Source organism: Evansella tamaricis (assembly GCF_019042215.1).
In the GTDB taxonomy this organism is placed as follows: domain Bacteria; phylum Bacillota; class Bacilli; order Bacillales; family Salisediminibacteriaceae; genus Evansella; species Evansella tamaricis.
The window spans coordinates 21064-36941 of the sequence record NZ_JAHQCS010000077.1 but is presented as its reverse complement, the minus strand read 5'-3'; the positions used below and the strand labels follow the sequence as shown (position 1 = coordinate 36941).

The 15878-nt window shown below is 35.8% G+C and carries 17 protein-coding genes; 15 read left to right on the top strand and 2 right to left on the bottom strand.

From position 1 onward, the window contains the following. Window positions 1-40 precede the first annotated feature (40 nt). From KS419_RS07515 to KS419_RS07505, 3 genes are all read left to right on the top strand, one after another. A complete protein-coding gene (locus tag KS419_RS07515; RefSeq protein WP_217065534.1) occupies window positions 41-1384 on the top strand; it encodes a TadA family conjugal transfer-associated ATPase in 1344 nt (447 codons plus the stop codon). Between the two features lie 5 nt (window positions 1385-1389). Continuing rightward, complete coding sequence (locus tag KS419_RS07510) at window positions 1390-2355, top strand: type II secretion system F family protein (RefSeq protein ID WP_217065533.1); 966 nt, start codon at window positions 1390-1392, stop codon at window positions 2353-2355. Between the two features lie 150 nt (window positions 2356-2505). After that, window positions 2506-3294, top strand: coding sequence for a type II secretion system F family protein (locus tag KS419_RS07505; RefSeq protein ID WP_217065532.1), 789 nt, complete (start codon window positions 2506-2508; stop codon window positions 3292-3294). Window positions 3295-3516: 222 nt separating this feature from the next. Here the strand turns inward: KS419_RS07505 and KS419_RS07500 are convergent, their stop codons facing one another. Beyond that, complete coding sequence (locus KS419_RS07500) at window positions 3517-4431, bottom strand: HD-GYP domain-containing protein (RefSeq protein ID WP_217065530.1); 915 nt, start codon at window positions 4429-4431, stop codon at window positions 3517-3519. Between the two features lie 477 nt (window positions 4432-4908). On the opposite strand from KS419_RS07500, the gene KS419_RS07495 reads away from it, so the two are divergent. The 12 genes from KS419_RS07495 (at window position 4909) to KS419_RS07440 (ending at window position 15267) form a co-directional block, all read left to right on the top strand. Further along, window positions 4909-6048: a DUF4362 domain-containing protein gene (locus KS419_RS07495; RefSeq protein WP_217065529.1), complete on the top strand. Its 1140-nt coding sequence runs from the start codon at window positions 4909-4911 to the stop codon at window positions 6046-6048. Between the two features lie 628 nt (window positions 6049-6676). Further along, window positions 6677-7039, top strand: a complete 363-nt coding sequence (locus tag KS419_RS07490; protein ID WP_217065528.1) for a hypothetical protein — start codon at window positions 6677-6679, stop codon at window positions 7037-7039. Window positions 7040-7107: 68 nt separating this feature from the next. Continuing rightward, a complete protein-coding gene (locus KS419_RS07485) occupies window positions 7108-7455 on the top strand; it encodes a hypothetical protein (protein ID WP_217065527.1) in 348 nt (115 codons plus the stop codon). A 90-nt stretch (window positions 7456-7545) separates the two neighbouring features. Continuing rightward, a complete protein-coding gene (locus tag KS419_RS07480; protein WP_217065526.1) occupies window positions 7546-8202 on the top strand; it encodes a PDDEXK family nuclease in 657 nt (218 codons plus the stop codon). Between the two features lie 87 nt (window positions 8203-8289). Beyond that, complete coding sequence (locus KS419_RS07475) at window positions 8290-8604, top strand: hypothetical protein (protein WP_217065524.1); 315 nt, start codon at window positions 8290-8292, stop codon at window positions 8602-8604. Between the two features lie 255 nt (window positions 8605-8859). Further along, on the top strand, window positions 8860-9864 hold the full coding sequence (locus KS419_RS07470; protein ID WP_217065522.1) for a helix-turn-helix transcriptional regulator: 1005 nt from the start codon (window positions 8860-8862) through the stop codon (window positions 9862-9864). 80 nt (window positions 9865-9944) lie between these two features. After that, entirely contained in the window at window positions 9945-11258 is a 1314-nt protein-coding gene (locus tag KS419_RS07465; RefSeq protein ID WP_217065520.1) for a DUF4139 domain-containing protein, read from the top strand. Between the two features lie 151 nt (window positions 11259-11409). Continuing rightward, entirely contained in the window at window positions 11410-12114 is a 705-nt protein-coding gene (locus KS419_RS07460) for a DUF1643 domain-containing protein (protein ID WP_217065518.1), read from the top strand. Window positions 12115-12203: 89 nt separating this feature from the next. Continuing rightward, entirely contained in the window at window positions 12204-12647 is a 444-nt protein-coding gene (locus tag KS419_RS07455; protein ID WP_217065516.1) for a hypothetical protein, read from the top strand. A gap of 19 nt (window positions 12648-12666) precedes the next feature. Continuing rightward, window positions 12667-13782 carry an NAD-dependent deacylase gene (locus tag KS419_RS25460; RefSeq protein ID WP_343215035.1) on the top strand — a complete coding sequence of 372 codons (1116 nt, stop codon included), beginning with the start codon at window positions 12667-12669 and terminating at the stop codon, window positions 13780-13782. 481 nt (window positions 13783-14263) lie between these two features. Beyond that, on the top strand, window positions 14264-14701 hold the full coding sequence (locus KS419_RS07445; RefSeq protein WP_217065514.1) for a GNAT family N-acetyltransferase: 438 nt from the start codon (window positions 14264-14266) through the stop codon (window positions 14699-14701). A gap of 200 nt (window positions 14702-14901) precedes the next feature. Further along, the gene (locus KS419_RS07440; protein ID WP_217065512.1) at window positions 14902-15267 is read left to right on the top strand and encodes a hypothetical protein; all 366 of its coding nucleotides are present in this window, start codon (window positions 14902-14904) and stop codon (window positions 15265-15267) included. A gap of 343 nt (window positions 15268-15610) precedes the next feature. Here KS419_RS07440 and KS419_RS07435 read toward each other — a convergent pair whose 3' ends face one another. After that, the gene (locus tag KS419_RS07435; RefSeq protein WP_217065509.1) at window positions 15611-15817 is read right to left on the bottom strand and encodes a hypothetical protein; all 207 of its coding nucleotides are present in this window, start codon (window positions 15815-15817) and stop codon (window positions 15611-15613) included. Window positions 15818-15878 lie beyond the last annotated feature (61 nt).

Here is a 15878-nt window from a genome sequence, read left to right as displayed (position 1 = left end):
TCACAACTTTAACTAACAATTACATCGGGGGAGTTTATTTATGTCACTATTAAAACGGATCAACGAAGTTGATTTTACGAACGAGGGGAAACAAGATCCTGCAGCTTCCCCGAGAAAAGATGGAGTCCGGCCAAAGGAACCTGAGGTAAAAATTGAACTTCAAAAGTTTCTTATCTCTGAATTAAAAAAGAAACCGAACTTATCTGACGAAGAACAAATATATTTAATTGAGACAGAAGCAATGAAGTTTATAAATGAAAAAAATGACCGGTTTTCATTCGAAGCGAAGAAGGAATTAATTGATATTGTTTGCCACGAATTGGTAGGCTATGGACCAATTACGACGTTACTAAATGATCCAGATGTATCTGAAATTATGGTAAATGGGGCAGAGCAGATTTACGCCGAAAAAAAAGGAAAATTAGTCATGACTGATTATTATTTTCGGGATAATAATCATGTTTTACAAGTGATTGAGAAAATTGTTTCTCCTTTAGGAAGAAGAATTGATGAAAGCAGTCCGATGGTAGATGCGCGTCTTCCTGATGGTTCAAGGGTAAATGCGATTATCCCTCCATTGTCGTTAGTAGGACCAGCGATTACAATACGGAAGTTTCCTCAAAATCGCTTGCAAGTGAAAGATTTAATAAATTTTGGTTCTTTAACTGAAGAAATGGCGCAATTTCTAGATGCATGTGTAAAATCAAAGCTTAATATCTTCATAAGTGGAGGTACTGGGAGTGGTAAAACGAGCTTACTAAATATTATGTCTTCTTTTATTCCACATGATGAACGAATTATAACCATTGAAGATGCTGCTGAGTTGCAATTACTTCAGGATCATATTGTTTCATTAGAAACACGACCGCCTAATATCGAAGGAAAGGGCGACGTAACCATTCGTGATCTAGTGAGAAACTCATTACGGATGAGACCTGATCGAATTGTCATTGGTGAGGTGCGGAGTGGTGAGGCGTTAGATATGCTACAAGCGATGAATACAGGTCATGACGGTTCCCTTGCAACAGGGCATTCGAACTCTCCGCGAGAGATGATGTCGCGGTTAGAAACGATGGTCCTAATGGCCGGGATGGATTTACCAATCAGGGCTATTCGAGAACAGATTTCTGGAGCAGTTGATTTAATTATACAACAATCGAGATTGAAAGACGGGAGTAGAAAAATTGTAAACATTACAGAAGTTATTGGCATGGAAGGGGAAACGATTGTTTTACAAGATATATTTACATTTAAACAAACGGCAACAACGGAAGAGGGGAAAGTAATTGGAGAACATCGTTCAACAGGAATTCGCCCTTACTGCTCTGAAAAGTTAGAAAGACAAGGCTTTACACTTCCTGCTGAGATGTTTATTGGAGGATAACTATTATGATTGTTATCATTTTCATACTATCTACTATTAGTTTTGCGTTAACCGTTATTTTTTATCGAAATAAAAAAGATAAAGTGAAAAAAAGAATTTCTCAGTTCTTACCTAGTGAAGAAAAAATAGCCGAACGACATGCTGAACTAGGTACGAAACGATCAAAACTGGCAATCTTAAAGAATATCATAAATACGATAGCGAAAAGAATTAGCACCTCGGAGATTAAAAGAAATAAATTAGAAAAGGAATTAGAGAGTGCTGACATTCCTTTAAAAGTGGAAGAATTTATTACAATTCGAGTTGTTCTTTTCGCACTTGCATTAATTATTCCGATTGTATTCGGACTGCCGTTATTAGGTTCGATTATCATCGGATTTGTTTGCTGGAAATTGCCAAGCATCTTTTTGAAAAAGCGAAAAGAGTCAAGGGTTGCTGCAGGAGCTGTCTATTTACCGCAAACACTTGAAACGATGTCTAGCGCAATGAAGTCGGGCTTTAGCTTTATGCAGGCGATGCAATTAGTTTCAAGAGAGGTTCCAGATCCGATCGGTACGGAATTCCAACGAACAATTAACGAAATTAATTTAGGTATTTCAACTGAAGAGGCATTTGCCAATCTACTACAACGGTTACCTAATAAAGATTTAGAAGTTGCTATTCAAGCAATATTAATTCAGCGATCGACTGGAGGTAATCTTGCAACGATCTTGGAAACGATTCAAGAAACAATAACAGAGCGAATCAGAATGAAAGATGAACTTAAGGCGCTCACTTCTCAAGGAAGAATGTCGGCTTTAGTCATTACGCTATTACCAATTGGGTTAGGATTGGTACTAAATGTTATGAATCCTGGTTATTTTACGCCAATGTTATCCCACCCTTTAGGCCTGGTACTATTAGGTGGAGGGGTGGTTTCAGGACTTTTTGGTTGGCTATTTATTAAAAAGGTAGTAACAATTGAGGTGTAAAAAATGATCATGTTGCTCGTAACGGTGTTCTCCTTTTTATATTTTACTAGTGTCGGGTATTTAATTTTTTATAAAATTTACAGAAACAAATTAGTCATTCAGCGGAGAGTGGCTCCTTTTTTAACATCATTTCATAAAGACACTGAAATTATGAAGCATAAGGACAGTATTAAGGATAAATCCCTAACCGTCCGCTTTATCCAGCCCTTGCTGGAAAAAATTCGCCGCTTCGCAATCGGTCGAATGCCCAAACAGAAGTTAGCTGAAATCGAAAAGAAGCTGCATGCCGCAGGACATCCATTAGGGATGACAGCAGGAGATTTTATTTTAATGCAAGTATTCCTGCCAATCGGGTTATTTTTAGTATTTTTATTATTGTTCCTGCCAAACTCTGAAGAAACAGCAAAAGTTTTTCTTTTAGCAGGAGCTACTGCAGTTTTTGTTTATAGTTATATGAGCTTTTATCTTACTGCAAAAAGCAAAGAGCGAATTAAGAAAATTGACAAAGCCATGCCTGATTTTTTCGATATGTTAAATGTTTCGATTGAAGCCGGTATGGGATTTGATGGTGCGATAAAAAAAGTTTGTAGTCAAGTTGATACAGCATTATCTAAAGAGTTCTTGTATGCATTAGAGGATATTAAGTTAGGAAAATCCAGAAGACAGGCGTTTATTGAATTAAGAGAACGAGTTCCATCCGATTTCTTTAGGAGCGTTATGACGTCCATTATCCAAGCTGATCAAATGGGAATCGGCATGAGTAAAGTATTGAAAACACAAACCCAGCGCATTCGGGAAAAACAGCGATTTAGTGCGAAAGAACAAGCGATGAAAGCACCAGTAAAAATGCTAATACCAATGGTTTTGTTTATTTTCCCTACACTTTTCATCGTTCTTCTCGGACCTGTTATTGTTAATTTAGTCATTGAATTCTTATAACGTCAGACGTGTTACAAATCGGTCAAGTCGAATAAATACGTTGAAGCTATCTCGATTGAGGTAGCTTTTTTTGATGAGCTTAATTTGTATACAGGTGTAGAAAGACAATACCTTCTATGGTATTGTCTTTGATTTATTATGGTTTAAGGGGGTGTTTGTGGCGGCGTAAAAAAGTTATTAAAAAATTATCCTCAATTCTCAATCAGACGAGTCTTTAACAATTTAATCTTGATGACCACGAACAATTATTTTTTTTGCTTGAATTAAACTTAAAAAAGTCTTTGTTATTTCAGGGTCGAACTGAGTGTTTTCTCCATTAGTTAGTTCATTTAAGGCATATTCAAGGCCTTTATCATCTCGATAAATTCTCCTAGATGTCATTGCATCGAAGGCATCGGCAATTGCCGTAATTCTTGCTCCTAATGGTATTTCCTCACCCTTTAATCTGGCTGGATACCCTTTACCGTCAAACCTTTCATGGTGGTGCAATACAATGTCTAATATACTATTTTTCCTGAAATCAGGGATGTGTTTAAGCATGTTATATCCTATACTTGGATGTTGTTTTATTTTTTCGAATTCTTCATCCGTTAGTTTAGATGGTTTATTTAAAATAGCTTCAGGAACACCTATCTTTCCTACGTCATGTAACAGTCCACCTACATATAAAATTTCACAAATCTTAGTAGGTAATCCCATCCCTTTTCCGATTTCACTTGAATAATATGCGACGTTTTTTGAGTGATATGAGGTATATTTATCTCTAGCATCTAATGATTCGGCTAATACAGCTGTTAAGTTAATTAAATTTTCTCTTTCCTTCTTCATATTTTTCAATAATGTCTGTATGACAGAAGGTACAATAAATAATATTAACCATCTTAATAAAAGTAGTTCAAATCCCCACCCATAGGAGGAAGCTAGATATAATAATCCCACCAATAGTCCTGATAAGAATAATGAAGTGAGATAAGATCGAAACATAAACCCAACCATGATCATGAATGGAACATATGCTGAAATAAGTGGTTCATTAAAGTATAAGAAATCAAAACTAAGACCGATTACTAGTGCCAAAATAGTTAAGATAATATATGCAGGTCTTTTTTTATTTTCTGTTAAGTTCAGGCTGGTCATTTCATGTACACCTCAGTAAATGTTATTTTACGTAACAATTTTACATTATATAACAAATTCCAACAGCATTCTACGCATGTCCTATCATATAGAAAATTGCGATGAATTCTAAGATTTGTTCACTAAATGAAATGGATGAAGGAACAAACAAAAGTAAAAAGAAAATAACCATAGAGGATTTTTAAAGAATTAATAATAGAGTAAATAGAAGGTACTGAGTGGTAATGGACCCCAACGTCTGACCCCCAGTACGGTAAAACTATAATGCATCGGGGGTCAGAAACCTTTTCCCTTAATTGACAATACCTAAACTTTGGAATATAAAGGAAATTGCAATTTTAAACTTATATGGGATATGGTTTTCCTGTTTGTCAATTAGTCGGACTAGCATATTGTAGATCATTTTTCCTCCACTAAACGTCTATATAGTAGAAAGGGATGGTGAAGAACATTTTCAGATTGGAGGTATAAATACTAATGTCAAAAACAACACACATTTTTTCCTATTTAGTAATCATTGTATTGCTAGCTGCATGTAATACTCAAGACAATAGTAATCCTAGTCCTAATGCTAGTGGAGAGTCCCCATTAACGGCAGAAGGCGATTCAGACATTAATGTGAAGGGTGTAAAAAATGTTGACGTTCTAAATACCCATGGAAGTATTGAAGGATTAGAAAGAATGGTTCGTTTCTATGGCAACGTCAAAGGGGAAGTTCCTTCTGATCTCAGAGTCGTACACTACACGATTGAAGGAGATCCCATTGTAACAGATCTAAGTTATAATGGAGAAATGATTGAAGTGAAGAACGATACCACTCGTGATAATTTTGGGAGCGGGTCAATTACCACCAATAATTGCGGGAAATTAATAGAGGAAGTTAACCCAACCAACACGACTTATATAGCAACGGATTGTATCGGTGGTTTTCATGGAATGGAACAAATCTTACAAGTCTACTACAATATGAGTGAGCAAGACCTATTTGAGTTCGAATTGAAATATGGAGTAAATCAGGAGAACGAAATTAACACGAAAACAAATACATTGAAAAAAGAAAGCAGTGAAAACGGATCACAACTTAGCAGTGACTTTAGAATAGCGGTAGATGTAAAGCAAGAAGTTTATAAAAGTTTAGTATTTGCGAATTATTTAGCGGAAAAGGATTTTATTACTACATGTGATACGGAAGATGCTATGAATTATTACCTCAAGGTATACATCAATGGAGGCGTGCGTGAATTTCAATGGAGTGCTTGTGATCAGAGTATGGATGGCCTGAAGTTTACGGAGATAGGGGAGTACATCATCGATCAATCTGAACAGGAGCAACAAACACAACCCGAAGTCACAGTTCAAGGCTATGTGTTGGAAAAAAAGGACAACGAACTGTTAATTGGGCAAGGGCTTACGATGCTAGATTACGAATGGATCAAAGACGAATTACAAGACATCAACTTTAATCACTATAGTTTTGACTTTACTGTCCTAGAAGGAGTTCAAACAGCAGAATTTAATCCTGGTGAAAAAATAATAGCCACCATCGCAGATAAGATAAGTGGCAAAAAACCAGGCAGAGCCAAAGTGAAGGAAATGAAAAAAATAGAGTTACAGTAATGATCAAGGTACCTTTAGTTGGATAAGATGATGTGGAGTTTACCATGAGGAGCGAGGGGCTTAACTCTCGCTTCTTTCGTTTTGTATAAAGTGCCTGCCCCCCCCCAGCACACCAAAACTTCAAAGCACCGGGAGCCAGACACCTTATTAGTAACGTTACAGTGGTGAGAAAAATTGTATTACAGTTATTACGAAACTGGTGAAGTGGATCCGTCCCCGTTATCCCCAATTTATATGCCTTATGCTAACCGCATTCTATTTAGATCAGCTTTATTTTTGTTACTAACCTAACAATTAGATTCCTGAGCTTCTAGCAAATCGCCATTTTGGTCATCGATTTGGACAGAAGCAAACTCAAAGTCCTCGTATAGTTTACGGTGAGAACTTGTCTTTGTCCAAGTATTGTCTTAACGCAAAATCGAAAGAGCAAATGTTGGTGCAACATTAACAATAGAACATTTATTCGCTGACATATTTTCGTCATTAAAGGATGATAGACTAATCATGGAAGGGGAAGTGATGGAGATTATCCATGTTGATGACCTCATAGAATTCAAATAACTAAAACTCTTAATAGTGAAATGCATTGTAATAACTCAATAGGCGCAAATGTTGAGGAGGGTTACTTGTGGCGATTAGAACGAATGATAATGGGTTAGTTTATCTTAATTCGAGGACGATGACAGCAATTTTTGATTGCGTCTATGGAATTAATGATCATCTGGAACCAGAGACAAAGAAATTATTGCAAGAAGACATGTTTCATTCTTTTATAAAGATGTTACTTGCACAGCAGGATTTTAACTATCGGTATCGCTTTAGTCAAACTGCGTATTTATTTCCGTTGTTTGAAGCAACAGTTGGTCCAATGGAAACCAACTCTGACGGAACAACACTTTGGCTTGCGATGGGATTAGCAATTAAAGAGTTATACGGGCTGAGAAGAGAAACACTCAAAGGATTACTCGAAAAAATAAAGTTAAGAAAATAAAAGTGTTACTTCATAGATGAAATCCGATGAATATAAGTTACTATTTTTTTTAAAAAGGACGTGGGATTGTGGAACCGAAGAAGAAATATATAGTTCCAGTGAAAAAAGACAGTGGTAAAAAGTTTGAGTGGGGTGATATTGTTGAATTAGGTGGAAATGTTATGTATTTAAATGATGGTAGACCGGTCATGAGTGAAACGTGGGGTATTGACGGTTATACTCTAATTACATATTTCCTTTCTATTGTTGATTTAGAAAATCACTCGAAATATGAAATTATTCAATACTTAAATGAGCAAGGATTAAAGATAACACCTCTCTCAAATAGAAGTACTGAAATCATGGCGTTTAAAGATGCAAATGGAAATGACTGTTGGAGCCTCACAGTAACGGTTGGAGAACCAGAAGACGATTAAATAATATGGAACAGATAATAGAGCTGTCACTTTTATATAGAGACAATTTAACGTATCATGATATCTCATCATTTCTAGGGAGGGAAAGGAATGTCCATTAATATGAATCTTTGGAAGGTTAATGGGGCTGAATTAACGGAATTAGGTAAGGCGAAACTAAATAGTGAAGAAAGACTTGAACGATGGATTGAAGTGGATAGTAGTATTCTAGGATTGGATATTCTTGTTATCGGGAAACAAGTGTCAACGACTTACGGAGGACGAATCGATCTATTAGCAATGGATATGGATGGTAATCTAATCATACTAGAGTTAAAAAAGGATAAAACACCTCGTGACGTAGTATCTCAAGCACTAGATTATGCATCTTGGGTGAGAGATCTTACATATAATGACATTGAGAAAATTGCTACTAAATATCTCAATTGCCCCATTCGTGAAAGGTTTTCTAATAGATTTCAAAGCGCTTTTCCTGAAGAAGTTAATAATCATCACAGTATCATTATTGTAGCTTCAGAATTAGATGCTTCTTCTGAACGTATAGTTCAATATCTTTCGTCGGAATATAAAATAAACATAAATTGTATATTCTTCGAGTTTTTTCAAGACAGAGACAATGAATACCTTGGGCGTTCATGGTTGATGGATCCGGAGGAAGTAACAGAGAGAAGTTTAACTAATAAAACAGCGCCTTGGACAGGCTTGTATTTTGTCAATGTTGGAGATGGAGAATATAGGAGCTGGTAAGATTGTAGTAAATACAACTTTTTAAGTGCGGGACAAGACCCTAAATATAGCAAGCCAATTAAAAAGTTAAAAGTTGGCGACAAGGTATTGGCTTACCTTAAAGGGAAAGGGTACGTAGGTTATGGAGAAATAGTAACTACTGCGGTAATGGCTAAAGACTTTAAAGTATCGGATGGATCTTATTTATTTGAGAATCCACTTTCGCAACCAAAAATAAAGAAGGATAAAGATGATCCTGAACGGGCAGATTGGACTGTTGGAGTACATTGGTATAAAACTGTTAATAAAAATAGCGGAATATGGAAAAAGGGACTGTTTGCAAACCAAAACATTGTTTGTAAGTTAAGAGACAAGGAAACGATAGAATATTTAAGAGTGCCATTTTCAATTGAATTCGATTAAGGGAAACAATTTTATTCTTTTAACCAGTTTACCTAGAGGTTTGAGGTGCCTTACCCCCGATGTACTGAGCTGGGGGCAGGCACCTTTTTATCAGATATCATTTATGGCGGTAAACGTAAAGGTGCAAAGCTAGCATAAGATACAAAAGATGTTGAAAGCACGACAGTTGATTGGTTTTTAGATAAGATCGCAAAAAGGATAAATGAATACGAATGGAAAGCATAATAGAGCGAATGTAAAGGAAAGTGATGATATATGAAAAAGAGAAGCTCTGCATTAAGCAATAGAAAGCGGTTACTTTTATTGATGGAGATACTAAAGAAATATACAGATTCTGACCATCAATTAACAATACAAGAAATTGTCGAGTTGTTTGAGGAGGACTATGAATTAGAAGTTAACCCTGTTGGAATTAGAAATGATCTTAAAGATTTAGAAGCGATTGATAGTTTTTCGGTGATCCCTGATCAAGAAGCGAATGGTTTGCCAATCTACTATAGTTATCAAAATCGCCCTTTTGAATTTCATGAATTACGTTTAATGATTGATGCTATTTCCTCGGCTAAATTTATTACAAAGTCTGATACGGAAAAAATTATTGGGAGCCTCAAAAAGCTAACGAGCACCTATCTTGCAGAACAACTTGAAAATCGGATTTTGCTTGCCGAACACTCTAAATCTGAAAATAACAATGTTAAATATATTATAAGTGATCTTCATGATGCGATTTCTAATCAAACCGTTGTTGAATTTCGCTATGGTCGTTACAACATGAACAAACAATTTGCATTAAGTAATAATGGAAATGTCTACCGTGTTAAACCTTATGCGCTAGTATGGAATCATGATTATTACTATTTAATAGGCGAATACATACCGAAGAAACAAATTCGGCATTATCGTGTTGATAGGATTTATAAAGGGATCATTAAAACGGACGAAACGTTTCTGGCAGATGTGAATTTTGATATTACCGGGTATACCGATAAGCTCTTTCATATGTATTCTGGTGAGGAAACTGCGATTGAAATGGAATTTGCAGCCGATCTTGTAAATGTTGTTATTGATCGATTTGGCAGAAAGGCCGATATTCGTCCAATAGATCATTCGAGGTTTAAGCTTTTTACCCGTGGCATCATTAGTGAGGGTTTAGTTCGTTGGATTCTAACATGGGGTAGTGATGCCAAGGTATTGTATCCACCAAAACTAGTAGAGATGATAAAAGTTGAAGTTGAAAAAATGCATCACAAGTATCAATAATACCCTGCATTTTTTTGTTAGGGGTCATACAGGTAGGTTTACTATAATAGAAGGTAAGAAGGAAAAAAGGAGGAGTTTTGATGCGTTATCAATCAACTAATGAGCATAATGAAAAGCTAAGTATAACCATTTACAATGATCATTTTGGCCTTGTGAAAGAAGAAAGACAAATTCATTCCAACGAACCATGTGAGGAAATTCAATACTTAGATGTTGCGAAAAAAATAGAAACCGATTCGATTATAATTAGCGGCGTTCATGTTCTTGAATTGAACTATGATTTTGATCTGGTTAGTAAGGCTAAGTTATTAGAAAAATATTTAGACGAAACTATCTATATCTATGACAAAAAAACAAAGGAAAAGCTCAATTTAAGGTTATTAAGTGTGAACGACGGTATTATTGGAGAACGGATAGACACAAAGGAAATAATCATCAATCCAGAAGGAGAACTTGTCTTACCGTCATTACCAGCAGGCTTAATTGCTAAACCAGCACTTTTGTGGAAAGTTCCGAAAGCCCCTCTTAATCAAAAAATTAACGTCTCTTATCTTACAAAAGGAATATCTTGGGAAGCTAATTATGTATTGAACCTAATGGAAAAAGACTTTGCCCTTACCGGTTGGGTAGCAATCAATAATCAATCAGGTACACCGTATGAAAATGCTGAACTTAAGCTTATTGCAGGTGAAGTAAATCGAATAAATGAAGTAACATCTCTCTATGAAAATAACCGCAATTATCATGATGAAATGGTTGTTTACAGTTCAGAGCCGAGCTTTGAAGAAAAGAGCTTTGCGGATCAACATATGTACACCTTAAACCGCCCTGTAACAATTAAAGATGAGCAAGAAAAACAAATAAACTTCTTAAATATCACAGGTGGAAATTATCGAAGAATCTATGAGGTGAACCGGTACTCGACTAAACCTGAGATTAAAATTGAAATAGATAATAATCGAGAAAACAACCTTGAAATACCGTTGCCAAAAGGAATTGTGAAAGTGTACCAGGCTGATTCTGACGATCTCTTAGAGTTTATTGGTGAAGATGAAATTCCTCATACAGCCAAAAAACAACCACTTATCCTCACACTCGGAAAAGCATTTGATATCGTGTGCGAATCAATGGAAACGAACCGTTATGAAGAGGAAAACTTAGAGTTCGTTGAATATCATTACTATCTTAATAATCAAAAAGAAGAAACAGTAACAATCAGGATAGACCATTCGATTATTGACCGTGGATGGGAAATGGTAGAGACAAGTCACAAATATGAAAAGACCACTTCAACAAATGTTTTATTTAACGTAGAGGTGAAACCAGACGAAGTGGTCGTTGTGTCGTTTAAATATGTCATTGATCGTACAATTTATATAAAAAATAGAGACTAGAATAAAATACACACCCAGACACCCACTTCTTAGACAAGAGTAGGTGTCTTTTTTACCTCGAACAAAATTGTTTGGGGTCCAGAACAGCCCTTTTAATACAATTTAATGTAAAGCATCGTATTAAAAACTAATCGAGTAAAGGAGAATGGAAATGGAGTTTTTATCAGCTGCGAAACTGAAAAAAGAATTTAAAGTGGAAGCTAGTTTTTATCAAATTAAAGTAGGTAATAAAAAATATCAGTGCAGAAACAATGCCGTAATTATGCGACATGATTTTTTAAGAGATGATCAACCAGATGCAGTGATTGTAATGGCTAATCCCGGTAGCTGTAGTCCTAGTGATAAGTCATATGAAGCACCAGTCGTTCAAGGAACTATTAAAAATGTTGATTATGTAAGTGTAGAAGATGATCAGACACAACGGCAATTAATGCGATTGATGAAGTTAATGGATTGGAATGTTTTATCCATTATTAATTTAAGTGACTTATGTTCAGGTAATATGAAGGACTTTCGTAATAAGCTTAATGAATTAGAAGGCTATAACTTCAAGGGACATTCTATTTTTTCAGAAGATAGAAATGAAGAAAGGGAGAAATTATTTGATACAAACTCTAAATTAATCTTAGCTTGGGGAGGGAATTCAATAATTAGAAAATTAGCTTGTGATGCCCTAGCTAAACTACCTAAAGCAAAATTAATTGTTGGATTGCCCGGAAGATCAAAGTGGTCATTTCGCCATCCATTTCCCATGATTAAGGAGAAATGTAAAGCATGGCTTAAAGATATGCTTGATCAATTAAATACTTCTGACTCCAAAACTCAAATTGCTGCAACTAAAGAGTGTAACAAATAATGAAAATCAACCCCTTTGAAAAATATATCAGGTGTACTCTCCTAGGATATTTATAATAAAAGTACAAATGAAAATGGAGGGGGTGAGGAATGGGTTGGTTTCTTTTTGCAATAGTGTGTTTTTACTTTTGGCAAAGGTATCAAAAAGAGGCTAAAGATATTGATAGGCGTGGAGAGACAATAGGCCAAGAGATTAAAAAAGATGGTTATATTTATCTGAATATTGGTGATCTAGATAATAACGAAAACTGGATTCTAGCGGGAAAATATGAACCGATTTATTATGTCAATATCTATGGAAAAGTTGGTAATTACGAAATTAAAATCGAAGAAAGTAATAGATTAGAAGCCGTTGAATCAATTCAATGTGAAGCAGAGCGGGAAACATATATAACCGTAAATTTATATAAAAATATTTACTCGAAATATGGAACGGTTGTAATTGATGATGAACAAATGGAATGTCTAAAAGAAATCATGAAAACAGATCCTTATTTCAAAAAGCATTACGATTCATACATGGATAATAACTAGGAGGAGAGTGAATAAAGCTATGGAAAATGACTGGCAAACGATTCTTTCGTTAGGCGCAGAGGGAGGAAGTATTACGTTGCTGGGGAAAGAGCAACATTCTGGAGAATGGGTATTTAAAAAAGCTGTTAATGAGATGAACTTCGATGATCTAGAGGACGAATCCTTTCAACCTACAAAGTCAACGGAAAAAGTCTGCACATTGAAATCTCCTATATCTAATCGTGGTAATGAGGCTACCTCTTGGGAAAAAGCTATCAAGCTACTAGATCATTATCCGTGGCCAATGCTTAATCCTCGTGAAGTTCATCCTGCTTTTCGAAAACGTGTTTGGAGTGCATTACAAAAGGAGGTTAAGGGGAAGTACGGTGACCGTATTAACTCTTATCGATTAAAAAAATGGTCTTCATTATGTCTACCGGAATACTCACCAAAAGTTGATACTTTATCCAAATGGCTCCAAAACTCAACTCACACAACGATACTAACAGGTGCAGGTATGTCCACCGAATCAAATATCCCAGACTTTCGTTCCAAGGAAGGTTGGTGGAATAATATTGATCCGAGAACGGTTGCAACTACCGATGCACTGAGGGACGATTATGACTTATTCCATGAATTTTATAGCATGCGGATCAATGGACTTAAGCAATGCAAACCTAATATAGGCCATGATATATTAGCAGATTGGGAACAAAAAGGACTGATTCAAGCGATTGCAACACAAAACGTTGATGGATTTCACACCCTAGCTGGTAGCAAGAATATCTATGAACTTCATGGTTCGATTCACAAATTTCGTTGTGGAAATTGCGCTATGTCTGCGGAAGAGGAGGATTTTTTAAGTGAAAGTAATTGTAAGTATTGTGGTGGAAAACTTCGCCCAGGTGTCGTTCTTTTTGGGGAAATGTTACCTGAAGAGAGCTGGAGGGATTCACTTACCCATATTCAAAAATCAGACCTTGTAATAGTGATCGGAACAAGCCTTGAAGTTTATCCAGCTAGTCAACTTCCCAAAATGACAAATGGTAAAACCGTCTACATTAATGCCGAGGTTGATACTACCCATCACAACTTTGACCTTATGATTGAAGGTAAGGCCGGAGAAATATTGAAGCTAGTAGATGAGTTGGTCTGACAGCATTTCTAATTAGAACCATCCATTTGTTGTTCTGTTAGTATTTACGTTTTGAATTCCTATTGCTATTTTGGGGTTGTTCAAGTAAAGGTAGCTTATGTTGAATAAGAAATACGAAAAACAACAGAGCAATTCGACTGCAGAGTACAACAATACTGGTAACGAAATATATATTCTTTATGGCGGTCACTTCAAAAGTGATCGTTTTGTCGTATAAGGACCCTTACTGCGTAGTAAATAACTTCAATGCTAAAAATCTCCAAGTACAATGGGTTTATGAGTTTAAAAAAGTTGCAATAATTGAAAAATAAGAGACAAATTAGGTTCACAAAAAAGACCACTAAAATTGGTATTCCCTCCACTGTAATCCTAAGCTCCTCCCCTTCCCTTCATAAAATGTTAAAAATGTTTCACAATATTTCCCACCTCCTTTTGGATGTTCCTAGTATGCTAGAAGTAGTTTTAAAGAGGAGGGATGGGTATGTTACATCAAGCAACGGAGATGGAAAAAGAGTTTATATTAACGAAAGCAGCAGATTCATTAAATGAAGGAATGAATAAAAAGCCTGGTATTAGTAAGGAAAAAGCAGAAGAACTTCTCACATCTGTTTTAAATTCTGGAGCTTATTATCTCGTCCATTGTAATGAAGAAGAAGAAATCCAGGGATGGGCATTAATCGGTGAAAACATGGATTATATCTCTGAAAAAAAGGTGGGTTTTATTTTTGACCTGCATGTACTGACTGAGCACCGAGGGAAAGGGTTATCTAAAGTTTTAATTAAAGAAAGTGTAAATGAATTAAAGAACAAAGGCTATAGTGAAGTTCGTCTAAATGTGTATGCTTCTAACTTCGCAAAAGATGTATATAAAAGGCTTGGTTTTTCAGAATTACAATCGATCATGTATTTAAAAGTTTAATTGCATAGGACTCGGGGTGTCGGGGACAGGGACAGGTTGAGACCACTGAAAAACGACTCCTCTTTGAGGTGCCTGACCCCCGGCAAGGTGCTGTATCACCGTACTGGGGGTCAGGCGCCGTTTCTCGCTGTCCCTCCCTATATGAAACTTATCTCAGGATCATTCGTAAATTTAGATAAAATATAGTAAGGGGGATAAATATGGGTGCACCAAAGAAAAAGAAACTTGGAAAAAAATATGTTATTCTCATTATAGGACTAGTAATGTTATTTCTGTTGCCGTTTATCATACCACATCCAGGAATGAAGCAGTTAGAGCAACTAGAAGAGAATGTCATTGAACCATACTTGAGCAGTTTTTTAGATGATTTTGAAATCGTAAGGATTGCTCCAGATAGATATTCTGATACAGAAGGTACTCGCACGTATATAGTAACTGTCAAATGGGACGTTGAGCCTTACACTGTTGGTGACCAAACATTTGATTACGAAACAGGCGATTATATAATAGTGATAAAGGATGGAGAAGAAGTTATATCTTCCAATCGAAGGACGATAATTGGCTAGAATAGAACAAAACAAGAGATTACTAGTTAAAACGATGGTGATGGGATTCTGAAATAATGTGAGCCCCAAAATAAGTAGTGTTTAATAAATTTTGTGACTATTGGGTAACGTTTGTTCAAACAGATGAATAAACGTATAAAGGACTTCCATACATGATGGAAGTCCTTTATATTTTCTGAAGTTTAACACATTCTTCTAATAGAGAGCTCCATGAAAGGGGAATTTTGCACCATTGAGAATGAAAATATGGCTAAGCCTAGTTGGTACGAGACAACTGTAACGAGTATCAACGGAACATAGTTATTTTCAGGATAGCCATTTATAAAGGAATCCAATTTTCCTATTAAAGGTTTGTTATGACTAAGATGATCCCTAACAGGATAAGTATGATACTTTGATTCGATTCATCAGTAATGAGAACTAAAATAACAGAGTAAATAAGAGCTGGAATAACTTCTGCTTCTAATAAGATGGATATGATAATGGTCAATATAATTAACGAGCTGGTAATCACTAACTGATCTGGTTGTTTACTTTCCTCCTGTTCCATTATTCTCACCCCTCTTTCTTTCATATGTCGATGTGAAAAAGAAGGTACATACTTTTTGAAA

Excerpts from the sequence above, each read along its gene's own strand:
- KS419_RS07515 (WP_217065534.1), top strand. The coding sequence starts at position 41 with ATGTCACTATTAAAACGGATCAACGAAGTTGATTTTACGAACGAGGGG.
- KS419_RS07510 (WP_217065533.1), top strand. The coding sequence starts at position 1,390 with ATGATTGTTATCATTTTCATACTATCTACTATTAGTTTTGCGTTAACC.
- KS419_RS07505 (WP_217065532.1), top strand. The coding sequence starts at position 2,506 with ATGAAGCATAAGGACAGTATTAAGGATAAATCCCTAACCGTCCGCTTT.
- KS419_RS07500 (WP_217065530.1), bottom strand. The coding sequence starts at position 4,431 with ATGACCAGCCTGAACTTAACAGAAAATAAAAAAAGACCTGCATATATT.
- KS419_RS07495 (WP_217065529.1), top strand. The coding sequence starts at position 4,909 with ATGTCAAAAACAACACACATTTTTTCCTATTTAGTAATCATTGTATTG.
- KS419_RS07480 (WP_217065526.1), top strand. The coding sequence starts at position 7,546 with ATGTCCATTAATATGAATCTTTGGAAGGTTAATGGGGCTGAATTAACG.
- KS419_RS07470 (WP_217065522.1), top strand. The coding sequence starts at position 8,860 with ATGAAAAAGAGAAGCTCTGCATTAAGCAATAGAAAGCGGTTACTTTTA.
- KS419_RS07465 (WP_217065520.1), top strand. The coding sequence starts at position 9,945 with ATGCGTTATCAATCAACTAATGAGCATAATGAAAAGCTAAGTATAACC.
- KS419_RS07460 (WP_217065518.1), top strand. The coding sequence starts at position 11,410 with ATGGAGTTTTTATCAGCTGCGAAACTGAAAAAAGAATTTAAAGTGGAA.
- KS419_RS07455 (WP_217065516.1), top strand. The coding sequence starts at position 12,204 with ATGGGTTGGTTTCTTTTTGCAATAGTGTGTTTTTACTTTTGGCAAAGG.
- KS419_RS25460 (WP_343215035.1), top strand. The coding sequence starts at position 12,667 with ATGGAAAATGACTGGCAAACGATTCTTTCGTTAGGCGCAGAGGGAGGA.
- KS419_RS07445 (WP_217065514.1), top strand. The coding sequence starts at position 14,264 with ATGTTACATCAAGCAACGGAGATGGAAAAAGAGTTTATATTAACGAAA.
- KS419_RS07440 (WP_217065512.1), top strand. The coding sequence starts at position 14,902 with ATGGGTGCACCAAAGAAAAAGAAACTTGGAAAAAAATATGTTATTCTC.
- KS419_RS07435 (WP_217065509.1), bottom strand. The coding sequence starts at position 15,817 with ATGGAACAGGAGGAAAGTAAACAACCAGATCAGTTAGTGATTACCAGC.